The organism is Streptomyces sp. NPDC026589, assembly GCF_040638385.1.
In the GTDB taxonomy this organism is placed as follows: Bacteria; Actinomycetota; Actinomycetes; order Streptomycetales; family Streptomycetaceae; genus Streptomyces.
This window is the reverse complement of sequence record NZ_JBEZYG010000017.1, coordinates 51,010-67,159: the sequence shown is the minus strand read 5'-3', so window position 1 is coordinate 67,159 and position 16,150 is coordinate 51,010. Positions and strand designations below refer to the sequence as shown.

Sequence of the window (16,150 nt, the reverse complement as noted above, 5' to 3'; positions counted from 1 at the left end):
ATTTTGACACGACCTTGACAAACTAATTTTGCGTTGCCAGCATGCAAAAAGCCGCCCTGTTGGGGGAGTTGGAGCGCTCTCTCCAAGAAAAAAGCTGCCTGCGCCCGTTCACCGGCGCAGTCGTCGCACGCCCGCACGCCGCACGCCGCACGCCGCACGCCGTACGCCCGCACGCCGCATGCCGTACGCCCCGCGCGCCGGGACCCGTACGCCGCAAAGCGCGACAGCGCCTTGCCTGAGGGACCCCACGTACCGTCAGGAAGGAACGACCATGTCACCCGCACCCCCACGGTGGTCCAGATACGCCACCGCGCTCGCCGCACTGCTGGCGGCCACGCTCGCCGTCCCCGCCGTGGGACCGGCCCTCGCCGCCGACCCCGAAGCCCGCGCCCCACGCGTCGCGGCCGACATCCCCGCCGCCGACTACCAGCAGGTCCAACTCGCCCTCGGCGGGGCCGAACTGGGCGAGGCCATGTCGCTCGCCGTGCTGCCGGACCGGTCCGTGCTGCACACCGCCCGCGACGGCACGGTCCGGCTGACCGACGCCGCCGGGTCGACGAGGACCGCCGGGAAGCTCGCCGTCTACACCCATGACGAGGAGGGTCTCCAGGGCATCGCCGTCGACCCGGGATTCTCGGCGAACCGCTTCGTCTACCTCTACTACTCGCCGGTCCTGAACACCCCGCCCGGTGATGCGCCCACCACGGGCTCCGCCGCCGACTTCGCGGCGTGGAAAGGGCATCTGAACCTCTCCCGCTTCGTCCTCAAGGCCGACGGCACCCTCGACACCGCCGGCGAGAAGGTCGTCCTGGAAGTCGCGAGCGACCGGGGCCAGTGCTGCCACGTCGGCGGCGACATCGACTTCGACGCCGCCGGGAACCTCTACCTCACCACCGGCGACGACACCAATCCCTTCGAGTCGGCCGGCTACGCCCCCATCGACGAACGCGCCGACCGTAACCCGCAGTTCGACGCCCAGCGGTCCTCCGGCAACACCAACGACCTGCGCGGCAAGCTGCTGCGGATCAAGCCCACGGCGGACGGCGGCTACACCGTCCCGGCGGGCAACCTCTTCGCCCCCGGCACCCCGGACACCCGCCCCGAGATCTACGCGATGGGCTTCCGCAACCCGTTCCGGATGTCCGTCGACAAGAAGTCCGGAGCCGTCTACATCGGCGACTACGGCCCCGACGCGGGCGGCACCGACCCGGCCCGGGGCCCCAGCGGCCAGGTCGAGTTCAACCGGGTCACCCAGCCCGGCAACTTCGGCTGGCCGTACTGCACCGGCGCCAACACGCCCACGGAGACGTACGGCGAGTACACCTTCCCCAGCGGCCCGTCCGCCGGGAAGTACGACTGCGCCGCCGGCCCGGCCAACAACTCCTTCCGCAACACCGGCCAGGACACACTGCCCCCGGCCCGGCCCGCCTGGATCCGGTACGCCGGCGACGCGGGCTCCCCGCCGGAGTTCGGCGGCGGGTCCGAGTCCCCGATGGCCGGACCCGTGTACGACTTCGACGCGAACCTCGACTCCGCGGTGAAGTTCCCCGCCTCCCTCGACGGCCGCTTCTTCGCCACCGAGTACGGCCGCAAGTGGATCAAGCCGGTCGAGGTGAAGGCCGACGGATCGCCCGGGACCATCGACACCTTCCCGTGGACCGGCACCCAGGTGATGGACTCCGCCTTCGGACCCGACGGCGCGCTGTACGTCCTCGACTACGGCACCGGCGCGAACAACCAGGCCCTCTACCGCGTCGAACACCTCGCGGGCAGCAACCGCTCCCCGGTAGCCGAAGCGGCCGTCGACAGGACCTCCGGGCCCACCCCGCTCACGGTCTCCTTCTCCTCGGCCGGCAGCGCCGACCCCGAGGGCGGGAACCTCACCTACGCCTGGGACTTCGGCGACGGAGCCACCTCCACCGACCCGAACCCCAGCCACACCTACACCACCGCCGGGACCTTCGACCCGACCCTGACCGTCACCGACCCCGAAGGGCTCACCGGCTCCGCGAGCCTGGTCGTGACGGCCGGCAACAGCGCGCCCACCGTCACGCTCACCACCCCGGCGGACGGTTCACTGTTCTCCTTCGGCGACTCCGTCCCCTTCACCGTGAGCGTCAGCGACCCCGAGGACGGCACGATCGACTGCTCCAAGGTCAAGGTCACCTACCTCCTCGGCCACGACAGCCACCGCCACCAGATCACCTCGAAGAACGGCTGCTCCGGCACCATCGACGTCCCCGTCGACGGGGAGCACGACACCGCCGCCAACATCTACGGGGTCTTCGACGCCGAGTACACCGACGCGGGCGGGCTCACCACGCACAGCGACTCCGTCCTCCAGCCCCGCCACCGCCAGGGCGAGCACTTCGCCGCCCACAACGGCGTCCAGGTCGCCCCGCACGGCCCCGCCGAGGGCGGCGCGACCGTCGGCTACACGGACAACGGCGACTGGGTCTCCTTCACGCCGTACGTCCTGTCCGACGCCACCTCCATCACCGCACGGGTCGCCTCCGGCGGCGCGGGCGGCACCCTGGAGGTACGGGCCGGCTCCGCCACCGGGGCGCTCCTGTCCACGCTCACCGTCGCCCCGACCGGCGGCTGGGAGAACTTCGTGAACGTCACGGCGGACGTGAACAACGCCCCCGCCGGATCCACCGAGCTGTTCTTCGTCTTCAAGGGCCCGACGGGCCAGGGCAGCCTCTTCGACCTGGACGCCTTCACGTTCGACACCCAGGGAGTGCAGGTGGACCACCGATGAGACGATCCCGCGTCCGCCGCCTCGCCCGCGCCGTGGCCCTCACGCTCGGGGCGGCCTTCCTGAGCCCCGGAGTACAGAGCGCGGCGGCAGCCGACCCGTACCAGGTCCTGGTCTTCTCCAAGACCGCCGGATTCCGCCACGACTCCATCCCGGCGGGCATCACCGCCCTCCAACAGCTCGGCGTGGCCGACGAGTTCATCGTCACCGCCACCGAGGACGCGACCGCCTTCACCCCGGCGAACCTCGCCACCTACGAGGCCGTCGTCTTCCTCTCCACCACCGGCGACGTCCTGAACGACACCCAGCAGAGCGCCCTCAAGGGGTACGTGGACGGCGGCGGCGGATTCGTCGGCGTGCACGCGGCCGCCGACACCGAATACGACTGGCCGGAGTACGAGGACCTCGTCGGCGCCCGATTCCAGAGCCACCCGGCGATCCAGGAGGCCCGCCTCACCACCGAGGACCACGTCCACCCGGCGACCGCGCACCTGGACGACACCTGGACGCGGACCGACGAGTGGTACAACTACCGCTCCAACCCCCGCGCTGACGTCCACGTACTCCAGTCCCTGGACGAATCCAGCTACAGCGGCGGCGAGATGGGCGGCGACCACCCCATCACCTGGTGCCACCCGCAGCAGGAGGGCCGCTCCTTCTACACCGGACTCGGCCACACCATCGAGTCCTTCGCCGACCCGGACTTCCGCCAACTCCTCCTCGGCGGCGTCCAGTACGCGGCCGGAGCCGTCGAGGCCGACTGCGGTGCGGGCGGCCCGGGCCCGGACCCGGGAGGCGACAGCGCGGAGGCGGAGGCGTACACCTCCTCCTCCGGCGTCCAGAGCGCCGCCCACGGCTCGGCGAGCGGGGGAGCCACCCTCGGCTACATCGACCACGGCGACTGGGCGGGCTACTCCGCCCTCGACACCGCCGGGGCCACGGCCTTCACCGCCCGGGTCTCCTCGGCCGGCGCCGGCGGCACCATCGAGGTCCGCTCCGGCTCCGCCACCGGGCCGCTCCTCGGCTCCGCGGACGTCGCCCCGACCGGCGGCTGGGAGACCTTCACCGAGGTCACCACCGCCCTGACCGCCGGGACGGGCCCGCTGTTCCTGCGGTTCACCGGGGGAGCCGGCGCCCTCTTCGACGTCGACCGCATCGCCCTGACCCGCGCCCCGGCCACCGAGGACGAGGGCTCGTCCAACGTGCACCTCTTCTACTACCCGTGGTACGGCACCCCCGACGGCTCGGGGAGCTGGCGGCACTGGCAGCAGGGCGGCCACACCCCGCCCGACTCCATCGGCGCCGACCTCTACCCGAAGCTCGGCCCGTACGACTCCGGGGACATCGCCGGAACCGTCGACCAGCACATGAAGTGGGTCCAGCGGTCCGGCGCGGGCGTCATCGTCTACAGCTGGTGGGGGCAAGGGGGGTACGAGGACTCCCTCGCAGGAGACGTCATGGACGCCGCCGCCCGCCACGGCATCGAGGTCGCCTGGCACATCGAGCCCTACGGCGGCCGCACCGCCGATTCCGTCGTCGACGACATCGCCTACCTGGAAGGGAAGTTCGGCGACCACCCCGCGTTCTACCGGGACGCCGCCCACGGCGACCGCAACGCCTACTACATCTTCGAGAGCCTGAGGATCCAGGACTGGTCCGCGCTGGACGCCGTCAAGGACACCGCCATCGTCCTCGCCCAGACCACCGACACCAGCAAGGTCGACCACTTCGGCGGGATCTACACCTACGACGGCATCGCCGGGGCCACCGCCCCCGGCTGGAAGAACGCGGGCGACTACGCCAAGGCCAACGGCCTGGTCTGGGCCCCCTCGGTCGCCCCCGGCTACCTCGACGACCGGGCCGTGCCCGGCAACACCACCCCCACCCTGGGGCGCGAGGACGGCGCCTCCTACGACCTGGGGTGGAACAACGCCCTCGACCCGGCCATCGGCTCCGACCCCACCTGGGTCTCCGTCACCTCGTTCAACGAGTGGCACGAGGGCAGCTCCATCGAGCCGGCCTCCTCCAGCCCGCCCCCGGGCCACGGCTACGAGACCTACGAGGGGGCGTACGGCACGACCGGGGAGGCCGCCGAGACGGCCTACCTCGACCGGACCGCGTACTGGGCGGACCGGTTCGAACAGCAGCTCCGCAAGCGCGGGTAGCCGCACCGGAGCCCGCACACGGACGGCCGCGTTCCGGCGGGAACGCGGCCGTTCCTCCGTACCCGGAGGCCTCACTCGTCGCGCGTACCCGGAGTTCTCACTCGTCGCGCTGGATGCTCCGCATCCGCCCGTACGCGTACACACACCCCGCCAGCGCCAGATCGGACAGCAGCATGAAGCCGATCGCGTAACTGTCCTTGGCGCTGTAGATCGCACCCATCACCAGCGGCGGCACGAAGCCGCCCAGCCCGCCCATCGCCCCGACGATGCCCGTCACACTGCCCACCTTCGGCTGCGGCGTCACCTGCGAGACCAGGGCGAACACACTGCCGCTCGCCGTGCCGAGCCCGGCCGCCATGGCCAGCAGCGCGATCGTGCCGACCGGGTCCAGCGGCGGCTCGAAGGCCTGCACGATCGCCATCAGCGCGGCCAGCAGCAGGGCTACCGAGGTCACCAGCGCCGGGTGCGCCCGGTCCGAGAGCCAGCCACCGATCGGCCGGAAGACCACCGTGACCAGGGCGAACCCGGCCGCCTTGGTGCCCGCCTCGGTCGGCGACATCTCGTACCAGGTCTTCAGATACGTCGGCAGATACACCCCGAACGCCACGATGCCGCCGAAGCCGATCGCGTACAGCGCCGACAGCTCCCAGGTCACCCGCAGCTTCCCGGCCTCGCCGAGCCGGTGCGCCAGCGTGTCCGCGGGGACCTTCCGGCCGGGGTGGTCGCTGACCAGGACGGCCGCCACCAGCGCGTACACCACCAGCGCCCCCGCGACCACGAGGAACGGCAGGTTGTCGCCGTGCTTCGCGATGCGCGGGGTGAAGTAGCCCGACAGCGCCACCCCGCCCATGCCCATCCCGAACACCCCCAGGGCGAAGCCCCGTTTGGCGGGCGGGAACCACGAGTTGACCAGCGGAACGCCGATCGCGAACGTCGTCCCGCCGAGCCCCAGCAGGAAGCCCACCGCGAGCATCGCCCCGTAGGAGTTCTTCGCCGGGATCAGCAGCAGCACCGGCACGATCGTCAGCGCCGACACGAGCGGGAACATCAGCTTCGCGCCGTACTTGTCCGTCAGCGCCCCCACCGGGATCCGGCCCAGCGACCCCACGAGCACCGGCACGGCCACCAGGAAGGACTGCTGGAACGAGCTGAGCCCCAGCCGGTCCTTGTACTCCCCGGACATCGGCGCGATCAGGTTCCACGCCCAGAATGTCAGCGCGAAGCCGACCGTCGCCAGGACGAGATTGCGGTACGCGGCCGCCGGAGGAGCGGTTGCCGCCGGGGCGGGCGGCTCGGGAGACTGCTTGACGGAGGTGTCCACACCAGCCAGTCAAGGGCGCGGTACACCGCACGGCCCGCCGGGCTGCGCCGACCGGGGGACAGCGGGCGCCCGGCGCTCCCGGCGGCCTCCCTCAGCCGATACCGCCACGAGCTGGGACAATCGCGGTATGGATCGGCTGGACAGGGAAATCCTCGGCATTCTCCAGGAGGACGCCCGGATCTCGTACCGGGATCTGGGCGTACGCGTGGGGCTCAGCGCCAACGCGGCGGGCGACCGCGTCCGCCGGATGCGCCGCGACGGGGTCATCCGGGGCTTCACCGTCATCGTCGACCCGGCCGCCGACACCCGTTCGGGCCTGGTCGTCTTCATTGATGTGACGTTGCGGCTCGACACGACGAACGAGGAGTTCGAACGCTCGGTGCTGATGCTGCCCGGAATCACGGAGGTGGTCCACGTGACGGGCGGCCACGACTACCTCGTACGGGCCACCGTCGCCGACCCCGGGGCGCTGGACACCCTGCTGCGCCGGCTGAAACGGGAGGCGGGCATCGCCCACTCCAACACCCGGATCGCCCTGCGGGCGGCCCCGAAGCACTGAACCGTCTGAACCGTCTGAGCCACCGGGGCCACCGGGGCCACCGGGGCCACCGGGGCCGTCTGAGCCGCCGAGGCCACCGGAACCACCGGGTCAGGCCGGGGCCGCCGGGGCCACCGGGTCAGGCCCGGGCCGCCGGGGCCACCGGGTCAGGCCGGGGCCGCCGGGGCCACCGGGTCAGGCCGGGGCCGCCGGGGCCGCCGGGTCAGGCCGGGGCCTGCCAGGTCACCGTCGTCGGACGGCCGTCCTCGCCGCGCCCGTCGTCCGCGACCACCAGCCGCACCCCGGTCCGCCCGTCCGGCAGCCGGACCGTGGCGTCCACCTCCACCTCGATGGCCGACACCCCGGGCCTGCGGTGCGCGGCGGCCAGCGCCCCGCGCAGGGCGGCCAGCAGCTCCCGCCCCGTCTCCTCGCCCACCAGCGCGTCCACCGCCCCGGCGAACCGCACCGACGGCGGGAAACCCAGCAGGGCCGCCGCGCCCCCGGTCTCCCGCAGCACCCGGCCCCGGAAGGTGCTCGGAGCCCCGGCCGGCGGCTGCTGGAGCGCGAAGATCGCGGTGCGGACCTCCTGGATGGTGGAGTCCAGCTCGTCCACGGCCCGCCCCAGCAGCTCCCCGGTCTCCGGCTCTCCGCTGCCGCCGGTCTCCGCCTCCCCGCCGCCGGTCTCCGCCTCCCCGTCGCCGCCGGTCTCTTCCGACGCGGCCCGGCGGCGGGTCGACTCCAGCATCATCTCGGTGGCGAAGAGCCGCTGGACCACCAGATCGTGCAGGTCACGGGCGATCCGGTCCCGGTCCTCGTACACCGCGAGCTGCTCCCGGTCGGCCTGCGCGTCCGCCAGCACCAGAGCCAGCGCCGCCTGCGAGGCGAACTGGGTCGCCAGCAGCTTGTCCATCTCCGTGTAGGGCCGCTCGCCGCGCCGCCGGGGCAGGGCGAGGGTGCCGATGAGCCGCCCGCCGCTCTGCAACGGCAGCATCATGCTCGGCCCGAAGCGGGAGCGGACGCCGGTGGTCATCCGGGGATCGGTGGCCGAGTCCTCGACGAAGACCGGTTCGCCGCCGAGCAGCTGCACCAGCACCTCGGAACCGGGCTCGATCACCGTGCCGACGATGCCCGCCGGATCGTCCGGCGTGGACGCGGTGACGATCTCCATCCCGCCCTCCTCCGTCGGCTGGAGGATCACCCCGGCCGACGCGCCCGCCAGCACCCGGGCCCGCTCGGCCACCGTCATCAGCGCGTCGGCCGCGTCGGTACCGGTCAGCAGGGCCGTGGTGACGGCCGCCGCTCCCGCGATCCAGCGCTCGCGCTGCCGGGCCGTGCCGTAGAGCCGGGCGTTGCCGATCGCGATGCCCGCCTGGGCGGCGAGGACCCGCAGCAGGGCCCGGTCCGTGTCGCTGAACGGCCCCGACGGCTTCTCGGCGAGCCAGAGGTGCCCGAAGACCTCGGTCCGGACCAGGATCGGCGCCCGCAGGAAGCCGCGCGCCGGGGGACCGCCGGGGGGACCGCCCTGCCGGTCCTCCTCGACCAGTGCGGCCGGACCCGCGGACGAGTCGTCCGGGAAGAGGTCGAGATGCTCCCGCTCCGCCTCCGTCATCCCGGCGGTGTACAGCTCCTCGACCCGGTCGCGGTCCGGGTCCAGCACGCCGAGCGCACCGTGGCGGGCCCCGGTGAGGGTGGTGGAGGTGTCCACGATCTGCTGGAGGGTGGAGCCCAGCTCCAGGTCGCTGCCGACGTTGAGGACCGCCTCCAGGAGCATCGGCAGCCGCCCGGCGGCGGCCGGGCCGGGCTCCACGGGCCCCTTCATCCGCGCCGCCCGCTTCGGCCGTTCCGCCGCCCGGTCCGTGCCGACGTGCTCACCCCGCCAGCGGGTTGAGGACCATCGGCTGGATCTTGCCGTCGAGCATGGCGCCCAGACCGAGCACCGAGCAGACGTCGGGACGCTCCGCGATGTGCACCGGCATCCCGGTCGCGTCGCGCAGCATCTGGTCGAGGCCCGGGAGCAGCGCGCTGCCGCCCACCATCATGATGCCCCGGTCCGCGAGGTCGGCCACCAGGTCCGGCGGGCAGTCGCGGAGCACCTTGCCCACCCCGTCGAGCACGGCGGTGAGCGGCGTGTGGATGGCCTGCCGTACGGCGGCGGTGTCGACCTGCACCGAGCGGGCCAGCCCGGTCGCCACGTCGCGGCCGTGGATCTCGGTGAGGGCGGGGCCGGTCAGCTGGAGGCCGTTGCCGTGCAGCGCCAGCTGGAGCGGGCGTACGGACTGGCTGGGGAGCACCAGCTCGTGGCGCTGGCGCAGATGCTGGATGACCGCCTCGTCGATCGCGTTGCCGCCCACCGGGATCCGGACGGCGGTCACGATCGAGCCGAGCGAGAGCACCGCGATCTGGGTCGTGGCGGCCCCGCACACCATGATCATGGTGGCGGTCGGCTGCTCGACCGGCAGCCCGCAGCCCACGGCCGCCGCGATCAGGGTGTCCACCAGCTCGACCCGGCGGGCGCCGAGCCCGACCAGGGTCTCCACCGTGGCACGCTGGGCCAGCGGGTCGGCCTCGTGCGGGGTGCAGGCGGCGGCGCGCAGCCGGGGCTTGCGGCGCAGCTGACGGCGGAGCTTGTCGCCCAGCAGATGGCGCAGCATCCGCTGGGCCATCTCGATGTCGACGACGGTGCCGCCGGAGACCGGGCGGGCCACCCGGATGTACTCGGGGGTGCGGCCGGTCATCTGCTCGGCGAGCGCACCGACGGCGATGAGGGAGCCGGTACGGGTGTTGACGGCGGCGACGCTCGGTTCGTCGACGACGAGGCCGAGCCCCTTGACGTACACCCGGGTCCTCGCGGCCCCGAGATCGACGGCGACGTGGCAACGCTGCAACTGCTCAAGGCTGACGGTCACGGCGATTCTCCCGAGCGCGCGGATGGAGGGGGGCACCGGCGGCAGCCGGTATCTCTCTTTGCAACTTTGGCGCTGTCCGGCCCGTCGCGCGCGCTGAGCTGCGCCGTAAGGGGGGCTGGAGCTGACGGCTCCTCAGGTCAGCGGGCCGGAAGCAGCCGCTGGAACAGGCCCCAGGTGAACTCCGCGACCCGCTCCCCGCCGGTGGCCGGGTCGGTGACGGCCAGCGACCACCGGGTCGGGGCGCTGCCCTCCATCGGCCGGGCCGGGGGAAAGGCGCGGGCCGCCTCGTCCACGGTGCACGACCACGGGAGCAGCGCGTCCGGAGAGGTCAGCTCCGGTCCGGCCGCGCCCGGGGCCCGCACCAGCCACTCGTTCCACACGGCCCCGCCGGGCCCGGCCATCACCTCGAACCGCAGGTCGGGCCAGAGCGGCACCGGCCACAGCAGCGCCTCGCACTCCAGCTCCCCGACCCGGCGCGGCAGGATCGCCTCCGGTTCGCCGAGCACCGAGCGGTAGCGTCGCAGCGACCCCCGCCCCCGGGGCGCCCGGACCATGGCCTGCCAGCGGCGGTTGGCCTCCCGCATATCGGCGAGGGAGGCGCTCAGTTCATGCCGGGCCTCCTCGACCAGACCGGGCTGGTGGTCGGCCATCCGGCGCAGCAGGACGAGCTGGAACTGGAGGGGGCCGAAGGGGGCGGGAGCGGTCATGCCGCCCATCCTCCCGCGTGTCAGGCGTATCGGACCGGCCGTCACCGCAATCAGCGCTTCGTCACAGGATCCTCACCTGTGCGGCTTCCCTGGTTCTTCCGCGCACGCCTAACCTGCGGGCGCCATGGATTACTGCCACCCGTGCCGACGGCATCTCAACGGAGCCCTGGCCTGCGCCGGGTGCGGTACACCCGCCGAGGCCCTGGGCCCCTACGCCGTGCCCGCCCCGGACGTGGGTGACGCCCCGGGCGGGGCCGCCGCGTCGCCGGACGGGACGGCCGCGCCCGGCGACCCGGGAAGCCCCCGGCGCGATGCCCGAGGCGATGCCCGGCTGGACGCCCGACGTGGCACCCGACGCGATGCCCGGTTGGACGCGCGGCGCGACGCCCGACGCGGTGCCGGAGGCCGGCCCGACGCCGGAGGCCCGTCCGACGCCCGCCCCGCGTCGCGGCGGCGGGCCCGCGGCGGTCATCGCCGGCGCGGCCGGACCGTCCTGCTCGGCGCGCTCGGGCTGCTCCTCGCGGCGGGCGCCCTGAGCCTGGCGGAACTGGCCGGGGAGCCCGGGCGGGACGACACCGCAGCCGACTACGTACGTGAGTCGCCGTCCGGCCCGTCCGGGGCCGGGCCCGAGGAGCCGTCCGCCGACGAGCCCCGCGATCCCGGCCCGGCCGGGTCCCGGGCCGGGGCGACCACGGGCCCCGCCACCGACGTCTCACCGGCCGGCACGCGCCGTGGGAACCCCTCACGCGCGCCGAGCCCCGAAGCCTCGCCCACCGACGGGCCCACCGCCTCCCCGGACCCCGACGGCGCGGACCCCGACGAGGCGGGCCCGTCCGACGTCCCCGACAGCCCGCCCGCCGATCCGCCGGAACCGGACGATCCGCGGGAGTCGACGACCGCGCCCGCACCCCCGCCGCCCCCGGCGGAACCGACACCCGCCCCGGCGCCGTCCCCGACCTGCACCCGCTTCCTGTGGTGGTGCACGTAGGCGCGACGCGACGCCTGAAGAGCGACCGCTAAAGAGCGTCCTCGCCCAGCATCCGACGCAGCAGGTCCCGCAGGAGTGTGCGCTCGGCGTCGGAGAGGCCGGCCAGCGGCTCCCGGGCGAAGTCCAGCGCGTCCCGCAGCTCACGGGCCGTGCGCCTGCCCTTCTCCGTCGCGGCGGCCAGCTTGATCCGCCGGTCGGCCGGATCGGGCCTGCGCTCGACCAGCTCCCGGGCCTCCAGCCGGTCGACGATCCCGGTGACGTTGGACGGCTCGCACTTCAGCCTGAGGGCGATCTTCCGCATGGGCAGGGGCTCCAGCGAGAGCAGCCCGAGCACCCGCGCCTGGGCCCCGGTGAGGGAGTGCTCGGCGGCGGCCCGGTCGTACTCCTCGTGGTAGCGGGCCACGACGGCGCCGATGAGTTCGACGACCTCAAGGGTCAGGGGGTCTGTGCGAGTGGCCATGGGGCACAGCGTACCGATTTACTTGACATCATGAAATATTCAGGAGCATGGTTGTTTCATGTCATGAAGCTTTTCGCGCCACCGGGCGCGGAAGCACACCCCCTCGTATGACATTGAGGAGAACCCGAGCCCATGTCTGCAGCACTTCCCACGTCCAGCCGTGAATGGCACCTGGTCGCCCGCCCGCACGGCTGGCCCAAGGCCGAGGACTTCGCGCTGCGCGAGGCCGAGGTCGCCGCTCCGGCCGAGGGCCGCGTCCTCGTCCGCAACAAGTACTTCTCGGTCGACCCGTACATGCGCGGCCGGATGAACGACGTGAAGTCCTACACCCCGCCCTTCCAGCTCGACCACCCCATGGACGGCGGCGCGGTCGGCGAGGTCATCGCCTCGAACGCCGAGGGCTTCGCCGTCGGCGACCACGTCCTGCACGGCCTCGGCTGGCGCGAGATCGCCGACGTGCCCGCGAAGCACGCGGTCAAGGTCGATCCCGACCTCGCCCCGCTCTCCGCCTACCTCGGCGTGCTCGGCATGACCGGACTCACCGCCTACGCGGGCCTGTTCGACGTCGCCTCCTTCAAGGAGGGCGACGCGGTCTTCGTCTCCGGCGCGGCCGGCGCCGTCGGCAGCCAGGTCGGCCAGATGGCGAAGCTCAAGGGCGCCTCCCGGGTCATCGGCTCCGCCGGCTCCGACGAGAAGGTCAAGCTCCTCACCGAGGAGTACGGCTTCGACGCCGCGTTCAACTACAAGAACGGGCCCGTCCGCGACCAGCTCGGGGAAGCCGCCCCCGACGGCATCGACGTCTACTTCGACAACGTCGGCGGCGAGCACCTGGAAGCCGCGATCTCCTCGTTCAACGTGCACGGCCGCGCCACCATCTGCGGCATGATCGCCCAGTACAACGCGACCGAACCGACCCCCGGCCCGAACAACATGGCGCTGATCATCGGCAAGCGGCTGCGCCTGACCGGCATGCTCGTCAGCGACCACTCCGACCTCCAGCCGCAGTTCGTCCAGGAGGTCGCCGGCTGGCTGGCCTCGGGCGAGCTGAAGTACCGGGAGACGACGGTCGAGGGCATCGAGAAGGGCTACGACGCGTTCGTCGGGCTGCTGCGCGGGGAGAACACCGGGAAGATGATCGTCTCCCTGGTCTGACCCGCTCCCCGGTCCGATCTGTTCCCCGGTCCGACCCGCTCCCTGCCGGTCGCGGTCACGCGCTAGGCTCGTCCGCAGGCCGTCGCGATCCGTGGGCGCGAGTCGCGGCGCACCAACAGGAGGAATCCTCACACCATGACCATCCAGAAGATCGACGTCGCCTACACCGCCGTCGCCACCGCCGAGAACGGCCGCGACGGACGGGTCTCCTCCGACGACGGTCAGCTCGACGTCGTCGTCAACCCGCCGAAGGCCATGGGCGGCAGCGGCGCGGGCACCAACCCCGAGCAGCTCTTCGCGGCCGGCTACAGCGCCTGCTTCCAGGGCGCGCTGGGCGTCGTCGCCCGCCAGGAGAAGGCCGACATCTCCGGCTCGACCGTGACCGCCTCGGTCTCGATCGGCAAGACCGAGGCCGGCGGCTTCGGCCTGGAGGTCGCGATCAGCGCCTCCATCCCGAACGTCGACGCCGCCACCGCGCAGGCGCTCATCGAGAAGGCCCACCAGGTCTGCCCGTACTCGAACGCCACCCGCGGCAACATCAACGTCGCGCTCTCGGTCGCCTGACAACAGCGCCGCCGATCACAGCGCCGCCGCCGTCGAAGGCAGCACCGCGTGAGGACCGCACCCCGCCCCGGGGTGCGGTCCTCACCGCTTTCCCCCGCCAGTACGCTGACGCCCATGAGTGATCTCGGGGCGGGTTTCGGCTACTTGATGAAGGGGCAACGCTGGGTTGCCCAACACGGACGATGGTTCGGCTTCGGGCTGCTGCCCGGACTCGTCACCCTCGTCATCTACGCCGGAGCGCTGATCGGACTCGGCTACGGAGCCGACGACCTCGTCGGCTGGGCGACGCCGTTCGCCGACGACTGGTCCTCGCCCTGGCAGGGAATCCTGCGCACCGGGCTGACCGCTCTCGTCTTCGTCCTCGGCCTGTTCCTCGCGGTCATCACCTTCACCGCCGTCACCCTCCTGGTCGGCCAGCCCTTCTACGAGTCGCTCTCCGAGGAGGTCGACCGCAGCGAGGGCGGCGACGTCCCCGAGTCCGGACTGCCGCTCTGGCGGGAACTGTGGATCTCCGCCCGCGACTCCGTGCGCATCCTGCTACGCGTCGCCCTGTACGGGATCGCCCTCTTCGCCTGCGGTTTCATCCCCGTCATCGGGCAGACCGTCGTCCCCGCGATCGGCTTCTGCGTCTCCGGCTACTTCCTGGCCGAGGAGCTGACCGCCGTCGCCCTCCAGCGCCGGGGCATGGTGCTCAAGGACCGCCTCGTCCTGCTGCGCGGCCGCCGGATGCTGGTGCTCGGCTTCGGCGTCCCGCTGACCCTGGCCTTCCTCATCCCCGTGGTCGCCGTGTTCCTGATGCCGGGAGCCGTCGCCGGGGCCACCCTCCTCGCCCGCGACCTGGTCGACCCGGACGCGGCGTCGGACCCGGGCCCCGGGCCCGGCACCGCCGACAGCGGTGACGCACCGGCCCCCCGGGCCTGGTCCGCGTGACCGAACTGCTGGCCGTCGCCGCCATCACCGTCCTCGCGGTCATCTCGCCGGGCGCCGACTTCGCGATGGTCGTGCGCAACAGTTATCTGTACGGGCGCACCACCGGTGTCCTCGCGGCCACCGGCGTCGCGGCGGGCGTCCTGGTCCACGTCACGTACACCATGCTCGGCGTCGGGCTGCTCATCGCCTCCTCGACCGTCCTGTTCACGGCGGTCAAGCTGGCGGGCGCCGCCTACCTCATCTACATCGGGGTGCGCACCTTCCTGGCCCGCGCCGACCTCGACGTCGACCTGAGCGACCGGCCGGGCCTCTCCCCGTTCGGGGCGCTGCGCAGCGGCTTCCTGACCAACGCCCTCAACCCGAAGACGACCCTGTTCGTCGTCGCGACCTTCACCCAGGTCGTCGGGCCCGACACCGCCCTGTGGCAGCAGGCGGGTTACGGCCTGTTCATGTCGGCCGCCCACCTCGGCTGGTTCGCCCTCGTCGCGCTGTTCTTCTCGCACTCCCGGCTGCGCGGTGCGATGCTGCGCCGCCAGAAGGCCCTCAACCGCTCGATCGGCTCGGTCCTGGTCGGCCTCGGCGTCACCCTGGGCCTGGCCCGCTGAGCGGAGCGCCGAAGAAAAAGGGAACCAGGTCTCAGCGCACCGAGAACGCGTACTCGGTGCGCGAGACGAACTCCTCGCCCGGCCGGAGCACCGTGGAAGGGAACTCCGGCCGGTTCGGCGAGTCCGGGAAGTGCTGGGTCTCCAGCGCGATCCCGGCACACGGCCCGAACGGCCGCCCGTCGAAGTGGTCGGCCGTGTACAGCTGGAGCCCCGGCTCGGTCGTCCGCACCGTCAACACCCGCCCGGACGCCGCGTCGTACAGCTCGGCGACGACCCCGCCCGCCTCCTCGGCCCCCTCCTCCATCTCCTCCAGCACGAAGTTCTGGTCGTAGCCCGCGCCCACCGCCCGCATCCCCCGGAAGTCGAACCGGGTCCCGGCCACCGGCAGCAGCTCACCCGTCGGCACCGACGCCGCGTCCACCCGGGTCACGTGCTCCGCCGCGATCCGCAACTGCTGCCCGAGTGCGCTCCCGCTGTCCGCGCCCGCCAGGTTCCAGTACAGATGGCTCGTGGGGTTCAGCACGGTCGGGGCGTCGGTCACCGCCCGGTAGCCGAGCCGCAGCGCCCCGCCGGGCCCCAGGGTGTACGTCACCGAGAAGTCGAGCCGCCCGGGATACCCCTCGTCCCCGTCCGCCGAGACCAGGGAGAGCCGCACCCCGTCCGGGACCGCCACCGCGTCCCACACCCGCTTGTCGAAGCCCCTGGCCCCGCCGTGCAGATGCGTCCCGCCCTCGTTGGGCGTCAAGCGGTACGTGCGCCCGTCAAGGACGAACGAAGCGCCCCCGATCCGGTTCGCGTACCGCCCGACCACCGCGCCGAAGTAGGGGGCCGGGAACTCCTCGTAGCCCGCGACGTCCGGCAGCCCGAGCGCCACCGGGACCCGGGAGCCGTCCCGGCCCGGCACCTCCACGGACTGCACGATCGCGCCGTAGGTCAGGACCCGCACCCGGACCCCGTCCCGCTCCAGCGTCCACCGGCGGACCCGCGACCCGTCCGCGAGAGCGCCGAGATCTTCCGTGTACGTGGCCGTATCCGCGCTGGTCGTCATGGTCACCG

At 72.9% G+C, this 16,150-nt stretch carries 14 protein-coding genes; 8 read left to right on the top strand and 6 right to left on the bottom strand.

All coding sequences use genetic code 11. The features are described 5' to 3' along the window. Positions 1-271: 271 nt before the first annotated feature. Both AB0F29_RS27385 and AB0F29_RS27380 read left to right on the top strand, forming a co-directional pair. Positions 272-2,761, top strand: a complete 2,490-nt coding sequence (locus AB0F29_RS27385; protein WP_361877071.1) for a PQQ-dependent sugar dehydrogenase — start codon at positions 272-274, stop codon at positions 2,759-2,761. After that, positions 2,758-4,923 (top strand): ThuA domain-containing protein, encoded by a 2,166-nt coding sequence (locus AB0F29_RS27380; RefSeq protein ID WP_361877068.1) that lies wholly within the window; start codon positions 2,758-2,760, stop codon positions 4,921-4,923. The genes AB0F29_RS27385 and AB0F29_RS27380 overlap by 4 nt, the downstream gene beginning before the upstream one ends. Before the next feature lie 97 nt (positions 4,924-5,020). On the opposite strand, the gene AB0F29_RS27375 is transcribed toward AB0F29_RS27380, so the two are convergent. Next, a complete protein-coding gene (locus AB0F29_RS27375) occupies positions 5,021-6,244 on the bottom strand; it encodes a NarK/NasA family nitrate transporter (RefSeq protein WP_361877065.1) in 1,224 nt (407 codons plus the stop codon). Positions 6,245-6,371: 127 nt separating this feature from the next. On the opposite strand from AB0F29_RS27375, the gene AB0F29_RS27370 reads away from it, so the two are divergent. Continuing rightward, positions 6,372-6,803, top strand: a complete 432-nt coding sequence (locus AB0F29_RS27370) for an Lrp/AsnC family transcriptional regulator (RefSeq protein WP_018958355.1) — start codon at positions 6,372-6,374, stop codon at positions 6,801-6,803. Positions 6,804-7,005: 202 nt separating this feature from the next. Here the strand turns inward: AB0F29_RS27370 and AB0F29_RS27365 are convergent, their stop codons facing one another. From AB0F29_RS27365 to AB0F29_RS27355, 3 genes are all read right to left on the bottom strand, one after another. Beyond that, positions 7,006-8,553, bottom strand: coding sequence for a GAF domain-containing protein (locus AB0F29_RS27365; protein WP_361877270.1), 1,548 nt, complete (start codon positions 8,551-8,553; stop codon positions 7,006-7,008). Between the two features lie 97 nt (positions 8,554-8,650). Beyond that, positions 8,651-9,688: a rod shape-determining protein gene (locus AB0F29_RS27360; RefSeq protein WP_361877061.1), complete on the bottom strand. Its 1,038-nt coding sequence runs from the start codon at positions 9,686-9,688 to the stop codon at positions 8,651-8,653. A 137-nt stretch (positions 9,689-9,825) separates the two neighbouring features. After that, positions 9,826-10,395, bottom strand: coding sequence for a hypothetical protein (locus AB0F29_RS27355; protein WP_361877058.1), 570 nt, complete (start codon positions 10,393-10,395; stop codon positions 9,826-9,828). Between the two features lie 124 nt (positions 10,396-10,519). On the opposite strand from AB0F29_RS27355, the gene AB0F29_RS27350 reads away from it, so the two are divergent. Further along, the gene (locus AB0F29_RS27350; RefSeq protein ID WP_361877055.1) at positions 10,520-11,383 is read left to right on the top strand and encodes a hypothetical protein; all 864 of its coding nucleotides are present in this window, start codon (positions 10,520-10,522) and stop codon (positions 11,381-11,383) included. A gap of 28 nt (positions 11,384-11,411) precedes the next feature. On the opposite strand, the gene AB0F29_RS27345 is transcribed toward AB0F29_RS27350, so the two are convergent. After that, entirely contained in the window at positions 11,412-11,843 is a 432-nt protein-coding gene (locus AB0F29_RS27345) for a MarR family transcriptional regulator (protein ID WP_361877052.1), read from the bottom strand. Positions 11,844-11,975: 132 nt separating this feature from the next. Between AB0F29_RS27345 and AB0F29_RS27340 the strand changes: the two genes are divergently transcribed. From AB0F29_RS27340 to AB0F29_RS27325, 4 genes are all read left to right on the top strand, one after another. Further along, entirely contained in the window at positions 11,976-12,995 is a 1,020-nt protein-coding gene (locus AB0F29_RS27340) for an NADP-dependent oxidoreductase (protein ID WP_361877049.1), read from the top strand. A gap of 135 nt (positions 12,996-13,130) precedes the next feature. Further along, on the top strand, positions 13,131-13,559 hold the full coding sequence (locus AB0F29_RS27335) for an organic hydroperoxide resistance protein (protein WP_069754619.1): 429 nt from the start codon (positions 13,131-13,133) through the stop codon (positions 13,557-13,559). Between the two features lie 114 nt (positions 13,560-13,673). Beyond that, positions 13,674-14,489, top strand: coding sequence for an EI24 domain-containing protein (locus tag AB0F29_RS27330; protein WP_026290581.1), 816 nt, complete (start codon positions 13,674-13,676; stop codon positions 14,487-14,489). Further along, positions 14,486-15,094 (top strand): LysE family transporter, encoded by a 609-nt coding sequence (locus AB0F29_RS27325; RefSeq protein WP_361877044.1) that lies wholly within the window; start codon positions 14,486-14,488, stop codon positions 15,092-15,094. The genes AB0F29_RS27330 and AB0F29_RS27325 overlap by 4 nt, the downstream gene beginning before the upstream one ends. Positions 15,095-15,125: 31 nt before the next feature. On the opposite strand, the gene AB0F29_RS27320 is transcribed toward AB0F29_RS27325, so the two are convergent. Further along, entirely contained in the window at positions 15,126-16,142 is a 1,017-nt protein-coding gene (locus AB0F29_RS27320) for an aldose epimerase family protein (protein WP_361877041.1), read from the bottom strand. Positions 16,143-16,150 lie beyond the last annotated feature (8 nt).